Raw genomic sequence first — 16361 nt, 5'->3', positions numbered from 1 at the left:
AGGTCTCTCCTCATCTGTCCCGCGTGCGGGTCGGAATTGGCACCGTGGTCGTCGCCGTCCTCGCGGATGCGATCGATGTGGCTGACGCCGGTTGCCGGGGCTTCTTCGGGCCGATCCCTCTGCCCCTCTGGATGAGCGGTATGAAGTTGTCTGCCGAACACGTTACGGCACGACCCCACGAGTCGGCCAATGTGAGGTCCATCATTCGAGAGCGGCTTCATCCGTCCTCGACGCCCGTGGCGTGCCCGCCGTCCCGGCCGCGGCCGGTGATGCGAGGATGGCGGTGTGAAGGCGCCCGCCGTGACCCCGCCCGCACTGCAACTCGTGCTGGGCGACGAGGAACTGCTGGTCGAACGCGCCGTCCAGACGGCGGTCGAGGCGGCGCGGCTCGCCGACCCGACGGCCGAGACGACCCGCGTGAAGGTGACCGACCTGACCGGTCCGGAGCTCGCCGAACTGGTCAGCCCGTCGCTGTTCGCCGAGCGCAGGGTGATCGTGCTGGAGGGCGCGCAGGAGGCGGGCAAGGACATCGCCGCCTCGATCACGGCCTACCTGAAGGAGCCCGCGGACGGCGTGCAGCTCGTGGTGCTGCACAACGGTGGCGGGCGCAAGCCGGGCAAGGACCTGATCGCCGCGTTGAAATCGGCGGGCGCACAGGTGGTCGAGTGCCCGAAAATCACCAAACCGGGTGACCGGGAGACGTTCGTCCGCAACGAGATCCGGCGTGCCGGCGGCAAGACGGACATGGAGGCGGTCCGCGAGCTGATCGAGTCCGTCGGGTCCGACCTCCGGGAGCTGGCCGCGGCGGCCGCGCAGCTGGTCGCGGACACCAACGGGCAGGTGACCGTCGAGGCGATCCGCCGCTACCACCGGGGCCGGGCGGACGTGACGGGGTTCGCGGTCGCGGAGAAGGCCGTGACGGGCGACGTGACCGGCGCGCTGGAGATGCTGCGCTGGGCGATGCAGCTGGGCGTGCCGCACGTGCTGGTGGCCGACGCGCTCGCGGACGCGGTGCGCACGGTGGCCAAGGTGGCGGGCGCCGGGCGCGCGGACCCGTTCCGGCTGTCGAGCGAGCTGGGGATGCCCGCGTGGAAGGTGCGCAAGGCACTGGCCCAGTCGCGTGGCTGGCACCCGGCGGGCCTGGTCATGGCCATGCAGGTGGTGGCGGACGTCAACGCGGACGTGAAGGGCGTCGCGGTGGACGCCGGTTACGCCCTGGAGCGGGCCGTGCTGAAGCTGGCGGAGGCCCGCCGCCGGGCCTGACGACGCACCGTCGGCGGACCGCGCCAAGGAAGCGGCCGGGATGCGTCGCCGGATCGACCGGATCGTCGCGGGGTCTGACGACGCGCTATCGGCGGACTGCGTCGGCGTAGCGGATGGGATGTGTCGCTGGGTCGACCGGGTCGCCGCGGGCCTGACGACGCGCTGTCGGTGGACTGCGTTGGCGTGGCGGACGGGATATGTCCCAGGGTCAACCGGATCGCGGCGGGTCTGATGACGCGCTGTCGGTGGATTGCGTCGGCGTAGCGGGCGGGATGCGTCGCCGGATGGACCGGGGCGTCGCGGGGTCTGATGACGCGCTGTGGGTGGATTGCGTCGGTGTAGGGGGCGGGATGTGTCGCTGGGTCGATCGGGGCGTCGCGGGGTCTGGCGACGCGCTGTGGGTGGATTGCGTCGGTGTAGGGGGCGGGATGTGTCGCTGGGTCGATCGGGGCGTCGCGGGGTTTGACGACGCGCTGTGGGTGGATTGCGTCGACGTGGCGGGCGGGATGTGTCGCCGGGTCAACCGCACCGTCACGGGTCGGACGGTGGGCGGGATCAGCGACGTGTTCCCGTCCGCGATGCCCGGGCGACGACGAGCAAACGGGCCGTGTGAATCGCTGTCGGTGAACCAGGAGAATTGCGCGTTTTCGCAGGTCAAGCGCCGAAACGGCCGGTAGGCAACCCCCACCCGATCCCGGGGGCCACCCGCCTTGCCAGTCTACCAGTGGGGGGTGACATTTTCGGGGGTTGATCGTGAACTGTGGATAACTCGGGTGGCTGTGGACAACTCGGGTGGGGCAGAAATGGCGAAGGGCGCGCCGACATCAGCCGGCGCGCCCTTCGTGGTGCTCTGGGTCAGAGCTGGTTCGCGCGCTTCGCCATGGCGGACTTCTTGTTCGCCGCCTGGTTCGCGTGGATCACGCCCTTGCTGGCCGCCTTGTCGAGCTTGCGGCTGGCCTCCTGCAGGAGCTCCGTGGCCTTCGCCTTGTCGCCGGCGTCGGCGGCCTCGCGGAACTTGCGGATCGCGGTCTTCACCGAGGACTTGACGGACTTGTTGCGCAGGCGCGCCTTCTCGTTCGTCTTGATCCGCTTGATCTGGGACTTGATGTTGGCCATGGGGGACTGCTCCTCGATGTAGATCACGGAAGTCGTGGCCGCATCTGCGGTGGCCCCACCAGCGACGGCGGGCTTCCTCCTGGGCGGAATGCCACACGGGCACGACCCCGTGAGACTACCAGGGGCGTTCAGCGGCCTCCCAGGATGCTCCTGGTCAGCGCCTGCCGCTCGTCCATCAGCTCCGCCAGGGCCTTGCTCAGCGTCGCCTCCGTCATCTCCTCGCTGCCCTCCTCGACCTGCTGGAGGACGGCTCGGCGGACCAGCTCCTTGATGAAGCTCGCCGTCACGCCGTCGGTCGCCGCGACCACCTCGTCCGCGCTGGGCAGGTTCAGGGTCGTCGCCCTCGCGTACAGGCGGAGCAGGCGTTCCCGGCACTCGGCGTCCGGCTTCGGGACCTCGACCGCCAGGTCGACGCGGCCCGGCCGCTCGGTGAGGGCGCGCTCCATCGCCTCGACGCGGTTGGTGGTCAGGACGAACGTCACGTCCGCCTCCGAACCGATGCCGTCCATCTCGTTCAGCAGCTCGAACAGGACCGGGTTGCCGTCCATCGACGCCGTGCGGTCCTGGGCGATCAGGTCCACGTCCTCGACCACCACGATCGACGGGGCCAGCCGCCGCGCCAGCGACGTGGTGGCCCGCAGGAAGCGGATCATCGCGATGCCGCTCAGCACGAACACCGTGCTCTCCGGCGCCCGGCTGAGCAGGTAGCGGACCGTGTGGGTCTTGCCGGTGCCCGGCGGCCCGTAGAGGAGCAACCCCCGTTTGAGGTGCTGCCCGTGGGCCTTCAGCGCCTCGGTCTGCTCCTCGCTGCGGACGACGTGCCGTTCGATGGCGGTGAGCACCCCGTCCGGCAGGACCACGTCCTCGGCGTTCAGTTCCGGTCGCGGCAGGAACGTCAGCAGCTGGTTGTGCCGGTGCTCGCTCGTGCCGAAGGCGAGGACCTTGCCGCGGAAGAGGTCGTGCTCTCGCATGAGCCGCTCGATCTCCTCGCGGACCGTCGCCGCCGTGGCGCGGTCCGCGGCCAGGAGCTGCAGGTGGCAGCGCTCCTCGCCGCGGTCCTCCTGCGCGCCCTGGACGGCGAGGACCACCGGGGTCCCGTCCGGCGCCGTCGTGCAGACCAGGCCGAGCTGGACCGCCTCCGTCGACGTCTCCGGGCCCGTCGCTACGGTCGTGTAGTCGACCGCGCCGAGCTGGTAGAGCCGGTTGGCCGACGCCTCGGCGAGCATGTCGACCACCGTGTTGAAGCGTCGGTTGCCCGCGATCCCGAACCAGGCCGCCCCGGGGGTGTGTGCCGCGAGGTAGGCGTCCACGCCGCGCTGCAGGTTCGCGTGCTCGAACGCAGGCAGGTGCAGTGCGACGTTCGGGACCTCGGTGAGCGGGCAGCCGAGGTGGTCGGTGATCCTCGTGATCAGCGGTGAGTCGGCGGCGCCGTCGAGAGCGTGCCGCGCCGACTCGAACACCGCCTTCACGGACAGGGCCAGTTCACGTGCGTCGGTGACGTTCACACCTCCACAGTGCCCCGTTCACCGCCGTCGGCGCTTCCGGGATCTTCACCCGTTTCGCCCAGGGGTTCCTCCCTAGGGGGCCTGCCGCGCCTCGGCATCTTGCCCGCGTTGTCCGGCAGCCGCCCCGCCTGCGACAGCGCCCGCCGGAGCAGGAACTCGATCTGCGCGTTGGTGCTCCGCAGCTCGTCTCCCGCCCAGCGGGCGATCGCGTCGTGGATCGCGGGATCCAGACGCAGGAGGACTTTCTTGCGCTCCGGCACGGCCTCAGTGGTACAGCGAACCGGTGTTCACGACGGGCTGGGTGTCGCGGTCCGAGCACAGCACCACGAGCAGGTTGCTCACCATCGACGCCTTGCGCTCCTCGTCCAGGTCGACCACGTCCTGGTCGGCCAGTTCCTGCAGTGCGAGCTGCACCATGCCGACCGCGCCCTCGACGATGCGCTGCCGTGCCGCCACGACCGCGCCCGCCTGCTGGCGGCGCAGCATCGCGCCCGCGATCTCCGACGCGTACGCCAGGTGCGTGATGCGTGATTCGATCACCTCGACGCCCGCCGCCTCGACCCGGGCCGCGATCTCGGCGGACAGCTTCTCGGTGATCTCCGAGGCGTTCTCGCGCAGCGACAGCTGGTCGACGCCGTGCGCGTCGTACGGGTAGCTGGTCGCGATGTGCCGGACCGCGGTCTCGGCCTGGATGGTCACGAACTCGTCGTAGTCGTCGACCTCGAACACCGCGCGGGCCGTGTCGGTGATCCGCCAGACCACCACGGCGGCGATCTCGATCGGGTTGCCATCGGCGTCGTTGACCTTGGTCACCGCCGTCTCGTGGTTGCGGATCCTGGTCGAGATGCGCCGCCGGAACGTGAACGGGTTGACGAACCGCAGGCCGTCTGTGCGCACCGTGCCGACGTAGCGGCCGAGGAACTGCAGCACCCGCGCCTCGCCGGGCGCCACCATGATCAGGCCGACGTTGAGGATGAGCGCCCCGATGACCAGCACGGCGGACAGCGCGACCAGCACGATGCCCGACGTGCGCGGGTCGTCCGCCGGACCGGCCAGCCGGAGGACGCCGATGACGAGGAGCGCGGCGCCGCCGAGGTACGCGAGCACGACGAGGCCGAGCACGGGGAGTCCCGAGCTGCCGAAGGCGACGCGTTCGCGCACGTGCGGCGTGGGCATGGGTGGTGTGTCGACGACGAGTCCGGTCGCGTTCATGGCAGTCCCCTCGGAGGCACGCATCTAGCAAAGTGATATCACTTTAGCGTACTGTCAAGGCCATGAGCGAGGCACTGCGCCTGACCCGGCTGTACAAGACCTTCGGCACGACCACCGCGGTCGACCACATCGACCTCGTGGTGCCGGCCGGCTCGTTCTTCGGCCTGGTCGGGCCCAACGGCGCGGGCAAGACGACGTCGCTGTCGATGGCGGTCGGGCTGCTGCGGCCCGACGGCGGCACCGCGACGATCTTCGGCGTCGACGTGTGGGCGGACCCGCTGCGCGCGAAGACGTTGATCGGTGTGCTGCCCGACGGCATGTCGATGCCGGAGCGGCTCACCGGCCGCGAGCTGCTGACGTACATGGGGCTGCTGCGGGGGCTGCCCGCGGCCACGGTCGCCGAGCGGGCCGACGAGCTGCTCACCGTGCTCGAACTGGCCGACGCGCAGCACCGGCTGGTGATCGACTACTCGGCGGGCATGCGGAAGAAGATCGGGCTCGCCGTCGCGCTGCTGCACGCGCCGCGGCTGCTGGTGCTCGACGAGCCGTTCGAGGCGGTCGACCCGGTGTCGGCCTCGACGATCCGGACGATCCTGCAGCGGTTCGTGGCCTCGGGCGGTGCCGTGGTGCTGTCCAGCCACGTGATGGCCCTGGTCGAGCAGTTGTGCACGCACGTCGCGGTGATCACGCGGGGCCGGGTGGTCGCGGCCGGGCCGGTGGACGTCGTGCGCGGGGCGACGAGCCTGGAGGAGGCGTTCGTGCACATCGTGGGCGGGCGGACCGGTGGCGGGGAGGGGCTGTCGTGGCTGGCGACGTGACGAGGGGCGCGCCCGCGGGACGGGGCGTCGTCGGCGTGCTGGTCCGGATGCGGTGGCGGGTGCTGCGGCACTCGTTGCGGGGCAAGCAGGCGATCGCGACCGGGCTCGGCTTCCTCGCGGGGATGGTGGCCGCGGGCGGGACGCTCGTCGTCGCCGGGGTGTCGTTCGACCACTCGAGCGACGTGCTCGCCGCCGTCTACCTCATGTGGACCGTCGGGTGGTTGTTCGCGCCGCTGCTGTCCGGAGGCGGGGACGAGACGTTGCGGCCCGAGCACTTCACGCTCCTCCCGTTGTCACCGCGGCAGCTCGCCGCCGGGCTGCTGGGGGCCGCGTTCGTCGGGGTGCCCGCGATCGTGACCGGGGTGGCGTTCCTCGGGTTGCTGCTGCACGCCGACGGGGCGCACGTGCTGGTCGCCGTCGTGGTCGCGCCGCTGCAGCTGGTGTTCGTGGTCCTGCTGTCCCGGGTCGTGATGGCCGGGCTCGGCGCGGTGCTGCGGTCGCGGCGGGGGCGGGACCTCGGCATCCTGCTGACCGCCGTGGCCGGGTCGTCCGGGTTCGTCGTCAACGTGCTCGTGCAGACGTTCGGGCCCGGGCTGGTCGCCGGGACGTCCCCGGTCCTGGCCGCGGTGCTGCGCTGGTCGCCGTCCGGGTGGGGCACGGTGGCGGTGACCTCCGCTTGGCCGGTGGCGCTCGCCTGCGTGGCCGGGCTGGTCGTGGTGAACCTCGCCCTGCTCGCGTTGTGGGGCGTGCTGCTCGTGCGGCGCGCCACGAGGGTCGCCTCGACGGCGGGTGCGGTGCGGCGGCGGGCCTTCGGCGGGGTGCTGCCCCCGACACCCACCGGGGCCGTGGTCGGCAAGGAGTTGCGGACCTGGGCCCGGGACGCTCGCAGGCGGGTCGCCGTGCTGTCGACCGTGCTGGTCGGGGTCGTGATCTCCGTGGGGCCGATGCTGGGCGGCCAGGACGCCCCCTCCGCGTTCGGTGGGCTGGCCATGGTGGCGTTCGGCTGCCTGCTGGCCGGCAACCTGTACGGGATGGACGGCAGCGCGCTCTGGCACACGCTCGTCGTGCCCGGCGCGGAACGGGCCGACGTGCGCGGACGGCAGGTGGCCTGGCTGCTCGTCGTGGGGCCGGTGGCGTTGCTGCTCGCCCTCGTCCTCCCCGCCCTGTCCGATCCCGCGACCTACCCCTGGGTGCTCGGGTTGGTGCCCGCCCTGCTCGGCGGGGGTGCCGGGCTGGTCGTCGTGCTGTCCGTCTTCACCGCCTACCCCATGCCCGACCAGCGGGCCAGTCCCTTCTCGGCGGGTGGGAGTCCCGGGTTGGTGCGCGCGTTGACGCAGTTGGGGATCAGTCTGCTGCTGGCCGTCGTCGCGTTGCCCGTCGTGGCGCTGGTGGTGATCGGGCAGGTCACGGACCAGCCGGTGGTGTCGTGGCTCGGGGTGCCCGCCGGGGTCGCGGTCGGGGTGCTGACCTTCCGGTGGTGGGGTGCGATCGCCGTGCGGCGGCTCGTGGCCCGCGGGCCCGAGGTGCTGGGGCAGGTGGCGAAGCGGGTGTGAGTGACCACCGGTAGCCGGGGAAGACTTCCGCGGGTTGGTCGCGGGGTGTAAACGGTCACGCCGGGATCACCGAAGTTCCGTGTGAGCCACCGACTCGAAGGAGCGACCGCCCATGTCCTACGTCAACCCGGCCGAACTCGTCCGCAAGATGGTCGACGCCGGCGAGGCCAAGGCGTTCATGTCCACGCGTGACACCATCATCCGGGCGTTCATGGCAGGTGCGATCCTCGCGCTCTCCGCCGCGTTCGCGGTGACCGTCACCGTGCAGACCGGCAACGCGCTCGTCGGCGCGCTGTTGTTCCCGGTCGGGTTCTGACTGCTCTACCTGCTGGGCTTCGACCTGCTGACCGGCGTGTTCACGCTCGTGCCCCTCGCGCTGATCGACAAACGGCCCGGCGTGCGGTTACGCACGGTCCTGCGCAACTGGACGCTGGTGTTCGTCGGCAACTTCGCGGGTGCGCTCGTCGTCGCGCTCATGATCGGCGTGATCGTCACCTACGCGTTCACGGTGGAGCCGAACGCGGTCGGGCAGCGGCTCGGCGAGATCGGGGAGAGCCGGACCGTCGGCTACGCCGAACACGGCGCGGCCGGGATGCTGACCCTGTTCATCCGCGGTGTGCTGTGCAACTGGATGGTCTCCACCGGCGTCGTCGCGGCGATGATCTCCACGTCCGTGTCGGGCAAGGTGATCGCCATGTGGATGCCGATCCTCGTGTTCTTCTACATGGGATTCGAGCACTCCATCGTGAACATGTTCCTGTTCCCGTCCGGGCTGATGCTCGGCGGCGACTTCTCGCTCGGCGACTACTTCGTCTGGAACGAGATCCCCACGGTGGTCGGCAACCTGGTCGGCGGCCTGTCGTTCGTCGGGCTGACGATGTACGCGACGCACGCGCGGACCGGGCCCTCCCGCAACGGCACGGACGTCGAAATCCCGGTGAAGAGCACCGTCGGGTAGTGACAGGGTGGGGTGGTGCACCCCGTCGCGATCGTGCTCGTCCTCAGCGCCGCGGTCGCGCACGCCGGGTGGAACCTCTACGCCAAACGGGTCCCCGACGGCGGCGCGCTCTTCGTGTGGCTCGCCGCGGTCGTGGGCCTGGCGTTCCAGCTGCCGTTCGCGGCGGTGATCGTCGTCCGGGAGGGGATGGCGGCGTCCTGGTGGCTCGCGTTCGGTGTCAGCGGCGTCATCCACCTCGGGTACTTCGTGTTGCTGCAGCGGGGATACCGGGCGGGTGACCTGTCCGTCGTGTACCCGCTCGCCAGGGGGACCGGGCCGCTGCTGTCGGTCGTGGCGGCGGTCTGGTTGCTCGGGGAACGGCCGGGCGCGGTCGCGCTGGCGGGTGCCGCCGGGGTGGTCGCGGGCGTGTTCGTCATCGGCGGGCTGCGGACCGGCAGCGGCGCCGGGTACGGGCTCGCGACCGGCTCGCTCATCGCCACCTACACGCTGTGGGACGCCCACGCCGTCACCGCGCTCGCCACGCCGCCGGTGCTGCTCATGTGCGGTTCCGCGCTCGTCGAGTCGGTGCTGCTCGCGCCCTACGCCATGGCCCGCCGCGACACGGTGGCGCGGATCTGGCGCGACCACCGGGCGCCGGTGCTCGCCGTCGCGATCCTCTCCCCGCTGGCCTACGTGCTCGTGCTGTTCGCGATGCGGCTCGCGCCGGTCAGCCTGGTGGCGCCCGCGCGGGAGCTGTCCATCGTGGTCGGCAGCCTCGGCGCGTGGTTGCTGCTCGGCGAACCGAACCCGCTGCGCAGGCTGACCGGCGCTGTGATCGTCCTCGCGGGGGTGGCGGCGATCGCGGTCAGCTGAGTAGTTTCTGCTGATGGAGAGATCAACCCGGACAAGCACGTCACCCGCCGGGCTGTTCGACGGCTACCTCGACCCGAAGCGGCCGCACGCGGGCGCCTACGACGAGATGTTCGCCTCCGACGGCACGGTCCGGCAGGCCTACCGGCGGCTCCACGACCAGCTCGCGCGTTCCGCGCCCGCCGAGCTGAGCGCCCGGGCCGAGGCACTCGACCGGGCACTCGTCGACCAGGGCATCACGTTCTCGCTGTCCGGACAGGAGCGTCCCTTCCCGCTGGACCTGATCCCCCGGGTGATCGCCGCGTCGGAGTGGGCCAGGCTGGAACGCGGCATCGTGCAGCGGGTCAAGGCGCTCGAGGCGTTCCTCGCCGACATCTACGGCGACCAGCAGATCGTCCGCGACGGCGTGCTGCCGAAACGCCTGATCACCTCCTGTGCCCACTTCCACCGCCAGGCCGCCCGGCTGGTCCCGCCGAACGGGGTGCGCATCCACGTCGCCGGGGTCGACGTCGTCCGCGACGAGGACGGCGTGTTCCGCGTGCTGGAGGACAACCTGCGCAGCCCGTCGGGCGTGTCCTACGTGATGGAGAACCGGCGGACCATGGCGCGGGTCTTCCCCGACCTGTTCGCCAAGCACCGGGTCCGCGCGGTCGGCGACTACGCCGTGCACCTGCTGCGGGCGTTGCGTGCCGCGGCCGCCGCGAACGTCGCCGACCCCAACGTCGTCGTGCTCACCCCGGGCGTGCACAACTCCGCCTACTTCGAACACTCGCTGCTCGCCCGCCAGATGGGCGTCGAGCTGGTCGAGGGGCGCGACCTGTTCTGCCGCGACAACACCGTCTACATGCGCACCACGCAGGGCGAGCAGGTCGTCGACGTGATCTACCGGCGCATCGACGACGACTTCCTCGACCCCGTCCAGTTCCGGCCCGACTCCGTGCTGGGCGTCGCGGGCCTGCTCAACGCGGCCCGCGCGGGCAACGTGGTGATCGCCAACGCGGTCGGCAACGGGGTCGCCGACGACAAGCTCGTCTACACCTACCTGCCGGACATCCTGAAGTACTACCTGGGCGAGAGCATGCTGCTGCCCAACGTGGACACGTTCCGCTGCTGGCTGCCCGACGAGCAGCAGCAGGTGATGGACCGGCTCGCCGAGCTGGTCGTGAAACCGGTGGAGGGGTCCGGCGGCTACGGCATCGTGTTCGGCCCCAACGCGAACGCCCGGGAGCTGACCGCGTTGCGCCGCCGCATCCGCGCCAACCCGCGCGGCTGGATCGCGCAGCCGGTGGTGCAGCTGTCGACCGTGCCCACCAAGGTCGGCCAGAAGCTGCGGCCCCGGCACGTCGACCTGCGGCCGTTCGCGGTGAACGACGGCAACTCGGTGTTCGTGCTGCCCGGCGGCCTGACCAGGGTGGCGATCCCCGAGGGCAGTCTCGTCGTGAACTCGTCGCAGGGCGGCGGGTCCAAGGACACGTGGATCCTCGCGCCCCGGTCGTCCACGGCGGACGCCGAGCTGGCCGGTACCGGGCTCGGGGAGGCGCAAACGGTTGCGGAGGTCGCGCCGGAACGCGGGCCGGAGCTGACCACCGGCCAGCAGCAGCAACAACAGCAACAGCAGCAGGGGGTGGACGGTGCTCGCCCGTAACGCGGAGTCGCTGTACTGGATCGGCCGCTACGTGGAGCGCGCCGACGACACGGCACGCATCCTCGACGTGTCCGTCCACCACCTCCTCGAGGACGCGACGGTCGACGCCGACGCGACCAGCCGCCAGCTCCTCGGCGTCCTCGGCATCACCCCGCCCGACGGCCAGCCGCTCGACGTGCGGCCGCTGACCGACCTCGTCGCGTTCTCCCGCGACCACGCCGGTTCGATCGTGTCGTCGATCTCGAGCGCACGCGAGAACACCCGCGTCGCGCGGGAGGTCGTGTCGACCGAGCTGTGGGAGTGCATCAACGCGATGTGGAACGCGGTGCCCGAACGGCAGCGCGCCGCGAAGCGCCTCGGCCCGCACGAGTTCTTCTCGTTCGTCGAGGAACGGGCCGCGATGTTCGCCGGGCTCGCCGACTCGACGATGAGCCGCGACGACGGGTGGCGGTTCCTCGTGCTGGGCCGGTCCGTCGAGCGGGTCGACATGATCGTGCGGCTGCTGCTGTCGCGCGTGGGGGACAAGCCGTCGTCGCCGGGCTGGGTGACGGTGTTGCGGTCCGCGGGCGCGCACGACACGTACCTCCGCACCTACCGCGGCGCGCTGGACGTGAGCCGCGTGGTGCAGTTCCTGTTGCTGGACCGGCTCTTCCCGCGTTCGGTGTTCTACGCGCTGCGGCAGGCCGAGTCCTGTCTGGAGCAACTGGACCTGCGGCCGACCGTGCGCGTCGGCGCCAAGGCGGAGGCGATCCGGTTGCTGGGCAAGGCACGCAGCGACCTGGAGTTCCTGCGTCCCGAGGAGTTGCTCGACGACTTGCCCGGCCGGCTGGCGTCGCTGCAGAAGACGGTGCGTGACGTGGGCGAAGCCGTTGCGCTGCAGTACTTCCACTCCGTGCCGTGGGTGGCGTGGACGAACGCGGGGGTCTCGCTGTGAACTGGCGTGTCAGGGTCGTGCACACGACCGGGTACCGGTACGCGGCGCCGGTCACCCAGTCCTACAACGAGGCCCGGCTCACGCCACGCAACAACCGGTGGCAGAACCTCGTCGTCAGCCGCGTCGAGACGACGCCGCCGACCAGGACCTACCGGTACACCGACTACTGGGGCACCGAGGTCACCGCGTTCGACCTGCACGCCCCGCACACCGAGCTGAAGATCGTGTCGTCGTCGGTGGTGGAGACCGGCGACGGCGGCGCGCCGGGCGACGGTGTCAGCTGGGCCGAGCTGCGGTCGTCGGAGGTGATCGACCGGTACGCCGAGTACCTGGAGTGGACCGAGTACGTGCCGAAGCACCGGGAGCTGGCCGCGGTCGCCCGCGAACTGCGCAAGGGGCGCAGACCGGTCGACGCGGTGCTCGCCGTGTCGGAGTGGGTGCACGACAAGCTGACCTACCAGCGCGGCACGACCGGGGTGCACTCCTCGGCGGTCGACGCGTGGCAGGCGCGGGAAGGCGTGTGCCAGGACTACGCGCACCTGACGCTCGCGTTGCTGCGGTCGATCGGCATCCCCGGCCGGTACGTGTCGGGCTACCTGCACACCAAACCGGACGCGGCGATCGGCGAGACCGTCAACGGCGAGAGCCACGCGTGGATCCAGGCGTGGACCGGCGACTGGTGGGGCTTCGACCCGACCAACGACATCGAGATCGGGCCGCGGCACATCTGGGTGGCGAGCGGGCGGGACTACGCGGACGTGTCACCGGTGAAGGGCACGTACTCGGGCGGCGCGGCGACGGCCATAGAGGTGTCGGTCGAGGTGACGCGGCTCGCCTGAGTACTCCCGGCGGAGTACGGCGCCGGTAGGTTCTACCGCTCCGCGCGTAGGGGAGATCGGCCCGCCGGTCCGACGCTTTTCCACGTCGTGCCGCCGACCATGGAGACATGACTGAGAGCGACAACCGGCGGTTTCTCTGGCGGGCGGGGGCGGCGATCGCGGTCGTCGGTGCGGTGAGCATCGGCGCGATCGGCATCGCTTCGGCGTCCGGTGACGACACGAACGCGGGCGCGCGGCCCACGTCGTCCGCGCCCACGGCGGACGACGACGACTGGCACGGTCCGTGGCGTGGTGGCGGCGGGCCGTGGATGGGCGGGTTCGGCGGCGGGTTCGGCGACGTGCTGGGCGCCGACGTCGACGGCATCCTGCACGGCGAGGTGGTGCTGTCGAAGGAAGGCGGCGGCACGCAGACGGTCCAGGTGCAGCGGGGCGCGGTGACGTCGGTCAGCGCGACCGGGGTGACCGTGAAGAGCAGCGACGGGTTCACGACCGCGTACGTGGTGAACGGGGACACGAAGGTCAGGGCCGACAAGGACGAGATCGGGTCGGTGGCGAAGGACGAGGAGGTGCTCGTCGTCGCGCCGAAGTCGGGGGACAAGCACACGGCGACCGTGCTGCTCGACCTGACCGACCTCGGCTGGAAGTAACTACCCGCGCAGTTCGCGGTAGGCCGCCGCGGCACCGGGGTGCATCGGCAGTGGCGCGGTCGCGATGAGCGAGCGCTGGTCGAGGTACTGCGTGCCGAGTGCCTGCGGCGGCACCAGCCGGGACGCGCGGGTGACCAGCACGCGCACGACCGCCGCCGCGGTGTCCGCGGCCAGGTCGCGGTGGCTGACCAGCAGGTTCGGCACCCCGATGGTGTCGACGGGCCTGCCGTAGCCGCCGTCGGGGACCGTGACCCGCTCGTACCCGGCGCCGTACGCGGCCTGCAGCGCGGGGAGCTGGTCGGTGAGGTCGACGAGCCGGATCGGGCGGCGGCGGTCGAGGTCCGCGAGCGCGGGCGTCGGCACCCCACCCGACCACAGGATGGCGTCGACGGTGCCCGCGGCGAGCTCGGCGACGGCGCCGGCGAGCGGGTGGTGGTCGACGTCGACGGTGATGCCGGAGGCGGCGACCAGCCGGTCGCCGAACAGGGCGGCGCCGGAACCCTCGGCGCCCAGCGAGATCCGCGCGCCTGCGAGGTCGGTGACGGACTCCACCGGGCTGTCCTCGGGCACGACGAGCTGCATGTAGTTCTCGTAGACGCGGCCGAGCGCGCGGAGCGGGACGGGGGTGGTGAACGGGGGCCGGCCCGCGTAGGCGGCGGACGCGGCGTCGGCGAGGGTGAGGGCGAGGTCGGCCCCGCCGTCGCTGACGAGCGTCAGGTTCTCGACCGAGCCGGTGGTGCCGATGACCGTCGCCGTCGTCTCGGCGGCGAGCAGGTCGGCGAACTCCTTGTAGAAGCCGCCGGGCTCGCCCGCCGCGATCCGGAGCGTCTGCTGTGGACTGTCGGTGCACGCCGTCGCGAGGAGGGCGGTGGCGATCAGGAACGCGCGGCGGGTCGGCCTCCGGCCCCCGGGTGCCACGCTACCGGAGGGGTACGACAGTTCCCGGCGTGCGGCGCCGGGTTGTCCACAGGTCATGGCGCGGTCCGGAGGGTGATGTCGACGGCCAGCCCGCCGCGGTCACCGCCGCGGACGGTGAGGTGGCCGCCGTGGGCGGTGGTCAGGCGTTCCGCGATGGCGAGGCCCAGGCCGGAGCCGGGAGTCGTGGTGGCGGCGCGCCAGAACCGTTCCGTGAGGCGCCGCAGGTGTTCTCGCGGCACACCCGGGCCGTTGTCGTCGATGGTCAGCGTGGTCTCGCTGTCGGTGCGGCGGTGGCGCCAGCGGACGGTTGCGCCCTCGCCCGCGTACTTGATGGCGTTGTCCAGCACGACGTCCAGCACCTGGGCCAGCTCGGATTCCGTGCAGCGCACGGGAAGCGCCGCCGGGGTCGTTCCTTCGAGGCGCACGGCGGCCGCGTCGGCTGCTTCATGCCACGCCTCGACGCGGTCGGCCAGCACGGCGGCCGCGTCGCAGGTCGCGTCGGTGGCGGCCGCGGCGAGGTCGGTGGCCATGCTGTCCGCCGACGCGAGGGTCAGCATGCCGTCCAGCAGTGCTTCCAGGCGGTCGAGTTCGCGGACCATCGGGTCGTAGGCGGGGTCGGTGGCGGCGAGCGTGTCGATGCGCAACCGCAGCGCGGCGAGCGGGTTGCGCAGCTGGTGGGAGGCGTCCGCGACGAGTTGCCGTTGCCTGCCCGCGGATTCGGCGAGCGCGTCGGACATCTGGTTGAACTCCTCGGCGAGCCCGCGCAGCTCGGGCGGGCCGGTGGCCACGTCGACGTGGGTGCGTTCGCGGCCCGCCGCCACGGCGTGCACACCGTCGGCCAGTTGTGCGACCGGCCGCAGCAGCCAGCTCGCGATCCGCAGCACGAGCAGCACGCACGCGGCGGCGGCGAGCAGTGCCGCCAGCAGCACGACGCCCCAGCGGAACCGGATGTCCGCCACGGCGTTCGCCACCGACGACCGCAGCACGACCGCACCGGTGACGCTGGTGCCCGTGCCGACGGCCTGCGCGAACAGCACACTGCCCGCCGACCACGGGCGCAGGTCGTGGGGTGCCTGCCGGGGCTGGTTGCGCAGGGCGGCGTCGACGGCGGCGGCCACGTCCGGGTCCGTGGCCCGCATGCCGGCCTCGATGACGACCCGGCGGCGGGTGTCCACGACGACCACGCCGTCGCCGTACAGGGTCGTGTGCGCGCGGACCTCGGTGACCAGTTGCGCGCGGTTCTCCTGCGCCAGCGCGGCGAACCGGGCCGCGTCCGCGGTGCGGGACAGCACGAACTGCTGGGTCCGGTTGGCGGCGGTCGACAGCAGCAGCGGCACCGCGAACCCGGCGACCGCGACCACCGCGAACGCCAGCAGCACCGCCAGCAACCGCCGCCGCATCAGTCCTCCAGCCGGAACCCGAAGCCGCGGATGGTCGCGACCAGGCCGGGCCGGGCGAGCTTCGCACGCAGGCCCGTCAGGTGCACGTCGAGCGACCGGGACACCGCCAGGTACGCGTCGCCCCACACCTCGTCCAGCAGCCGCTGCCTGCTGACCGCCACGCCGTGGTTGCGGGCGAGGACGGCGAGGATGTCGAACTCCTTCGCGGTCAGCTCGATCTCGCCGTCCCCGGCGGTCACGCGGCGGGCGTCGAGGTCGATCTCCAGGTCCCGCACGCGCACCACCGCGGGCTCCCCGGCAGGCCGGGCGCGGCGGGTCACCGCGTGGATGCGGGCCAGCAGCTCGGCGAGCCGCACGGGCTTGACCAGGTAGTCGTCGGCGCCGAGGTGCAGGCCGCGCACCACGGACCGCTCGTCGCCGCGTGCGGTCAGCACGATCACCGGCGTGGTCGCCACCCTGCGCAGCTTCCGCAGCACCTCCAGGCCGTCCACATCGGGCAGACCGAGGTCGAGCAGCACCAGGTCGGCGTCGTGGTGGCGGGTCAGCGCGTCCTCGCCGCGCGTGAGCCGCTCGGTCAGGTGCCCGTGCGCGCCGAGGGCGCCGACGACCGCGTTCGCGACACCGTCATCGTCCTCGACGACCAGGACCTTCACCGGGCGACCTCTTTCCTAAGCGAGCGTTAAGTCTGGCGGGCCTGCTCGTGC

General features: G+C 71.9%; 15 protein-coding genes, 1 pseudogene and 1 riboswitch. Of the genes and pseudogenes, 9 read left to right on the top strand and 7 right to left on the bottom strand.

Annotated elements, in window-relative coordinates:
- Positions 1-7 precede the first annotated feature (7 nt).
- Positions 8-138, bottom strand: a riboswitch (SAM riboswitch).
- A gap of 147 nt (positions 139-285) precedes the next feature.
- Positions 286-1263, top strand: a complete 978-nt coding sequence (gene holA / locus ACYQ77_RS28470) for a DNA polymerase III subunit delta (RefSeq protein ID WP_459716586.1) — start codon at positions 286-288, stop codon at positions 1261-1263.
- Positions 1264-2118: 855 nt separating this feature from the next.
- Here the strand turns inward: holA and rpsT are convergent.
- From rpsT to ACYQ77_RS28450, 4 genes are all read right to left on the bottom strand, one after another.
- On the bottom strand, positions 2119-2379 hold the full coding sequence (gene rpsT, locus ACYQ77_RS28465; RefSeq protein ID WP_459716585.1) for a 30S ribosomal protein S20: 261 nt from the start codon (positions 2377-2379) through the stop codon (positions 2119-2121).
- Between the two features lie 128 nt (positions 2380-2507).
- A complete protein-coding gene (locus ACYQ77_RS28460; protein ID WP_459716583.1) occupies positions 2508-3884 on the bottom strand; it encodes an AAA family ATPase in 1377 nt (458 codons plus the stop codon).
- Positions 3881-4144: a type II toxin-antitoxin system antitoxin gene (locus tag ACYQ77_RS28455; protein ID WP_459716582.1), complete on the bottom strand. Its 264-nt coding sequence runs from the start codon at positions 4142-4144 to the stop codon at positions 3881-3883. The genes ACYQ77_RS28460 and ACYQ77_RS28455 overlap by 4 nt, the downstream gene beginning before the upstream one ends.
- Before the next feature lie 4 nt (positions 4145-4148).
- Complete coding sequence (locus ACYQ77_RS28450) at positions 4149-5096, bottom strand: SPFH domain-containing protein (RefSeq protein ID WP_459716581.1); 948 nt, start codon at positions 5094-5096, stop codon at positions 4149-4151.
- Between the two features lie 62 nt (positions 5097-5158).
- On the opposite strand from ACYQ77_RS28450, the gene ACYQ77_RS28445 reads away from it, so the two are divergent.
- From ACYQ77_RS28445 to ACYQ77_RS28410, 8 genes and pseudogenes are all read left to right on the top strand, one after another.
- On the top strand, positions 5159-5914 hold the full coding sequence (locus ACYQ77_RS28445) for an ABC transporter ATP-binding protein (protein WP_459716579.1): 756 nt from the start codon (positions 5159-5161) through the stop codon (positions 5912-5914).
- Complete coding sequence (locus ACYQ77_RS28440; protein WP_459716578.1) at positions 5899-7467, top strand: hypothetical protein; 1569 nt, start codon at positions 5899-5901, stop codon at positions 7465-7467. The genes ACYQ77_RS28445 and ACYQ77_RS28440 overlap by 16 nt, the downstream gene beginning before the upstream one ends.
- A 112-nt stretch (positions 7468-7579) precedes the next feature.
- A pseudogene (locus ACYQ77_RS28435) lies at positions 7580-8425 on the top strand (formate/nitrite transporter family protein).
- Positions 8426-8440: 15 nt separating this feature from the next.
- Positions 8441-9277 (top strand): EamA family transporter, encoded by an 837-nt coding sequence (locus ACYQ77_RS28430; protein ID WP_459716576.1) that lies wholly within the window; start codon positions 8441-8443, stop codon positions 9275-9277.
- 13 nt (positions 9278-9290) lie between these two features.
- On the top strand, positions 9291-10919 hold the full coding sequence (locus ACYQ77_RS28425) for a circularly permuted type 2 ATP-grasp protein (protein WP_459716574.1): 1629 nt from the start codon (positions 9291-9293) through the stop codon (positions 10917-10919).
- Positions 10906-11853 (top strand): alpha-E domain-containing protein, encoded by a 948-nt coding sequence (locus ACYQ77_RS28420; RefSeq protein ID WP_459716572.1) that lies wholly within the window; start codon positions 10906-10908, stop codon positions 11851-11853. Before ACYQ77_RS28425 ends, ACYQ77_RS28420 begins: the two co-directional genes overlap by 14 nt.
- Positions 11850-12692, top strand: a complete 843-nt coding sequence (locus ACYQ77_RS28415; RefSeq protein ID WP_459716571.1) for a transglutaminase family protein — start codon at positions 11850-11852, stop codon at positions 12690-12692. Before ACYQ77_RS28420 ends, ACYQ77_RS28415 begins: the two co-directional genes overlap by 4 nt.
- A 107-nt stretch (positions 12693-12799) precedes the next feature.
- Positions 12800-13339, top strand: coding sequence for a hypothetical protein (locus ACYQ77_RS28410; RefSeq protein WP_459716569.1), 540 nt, complete (start codon positions 12800-12802; stop codon positions 13337-13339).
- Here ACYQ77_RS28410 and ACYQ77_RS28405 read toward each other — a convergent pair whose 3' ends face one another.
- From ACYQ77_RS28405 to ACYQ77_RS28395, 3 genes are read right to left on the bottom strand one after another with little or no spacing between them, the layout of a single operon-like run.
- Complete coding sequence (locus ACYQ77_RS28405) at positions 13340-14257, bottom strand: TAXI family TRAP transporter solute-binding subunit (RefSeq protein WP_459716568.1); 918 nt, start codon at positions 14255-14257, stop codon at positions 13340-13342. It lies immediately after the preceding gene.
- A 53-nt stretch (positions 14258-14310) separates the two neighbouring features.
- Positions 14311-15657: a sensor histidine kinase gene (locus tag ACYQ77_RS28400; protein ID WP_459716566.1), complete on the bottom strand. Its 1347-nt coding sequence runs from the start codon at positions 15655-15657 to the stop codon at positions 14311-14313.
- Positions 15657-16310, bottom strand: a complete 654-nt coding sequence (locus tag ACYQ77_RS28395; protein WP_459716565.1) for a response regulator transcription factor — start codon at positions 16308-16310, stop codon at positions 15657-15659. Before ACYQ77_RS28395 ends, ACYQ77_RS28400 begins: the two co-directional genes overlap by 1 nt.
- Between the last annotated feature and the right edge of the window lie 51 nt (positions 16311-16361).

This window comes from Actinophytocola sp. KF-1 (assembly GCF_054661535.1).
The sequence above is the reverse complement of the archived record's forward strand: the minus strand, read 5'-3'. Positions and strand labels throughout refer to the sequence as shown.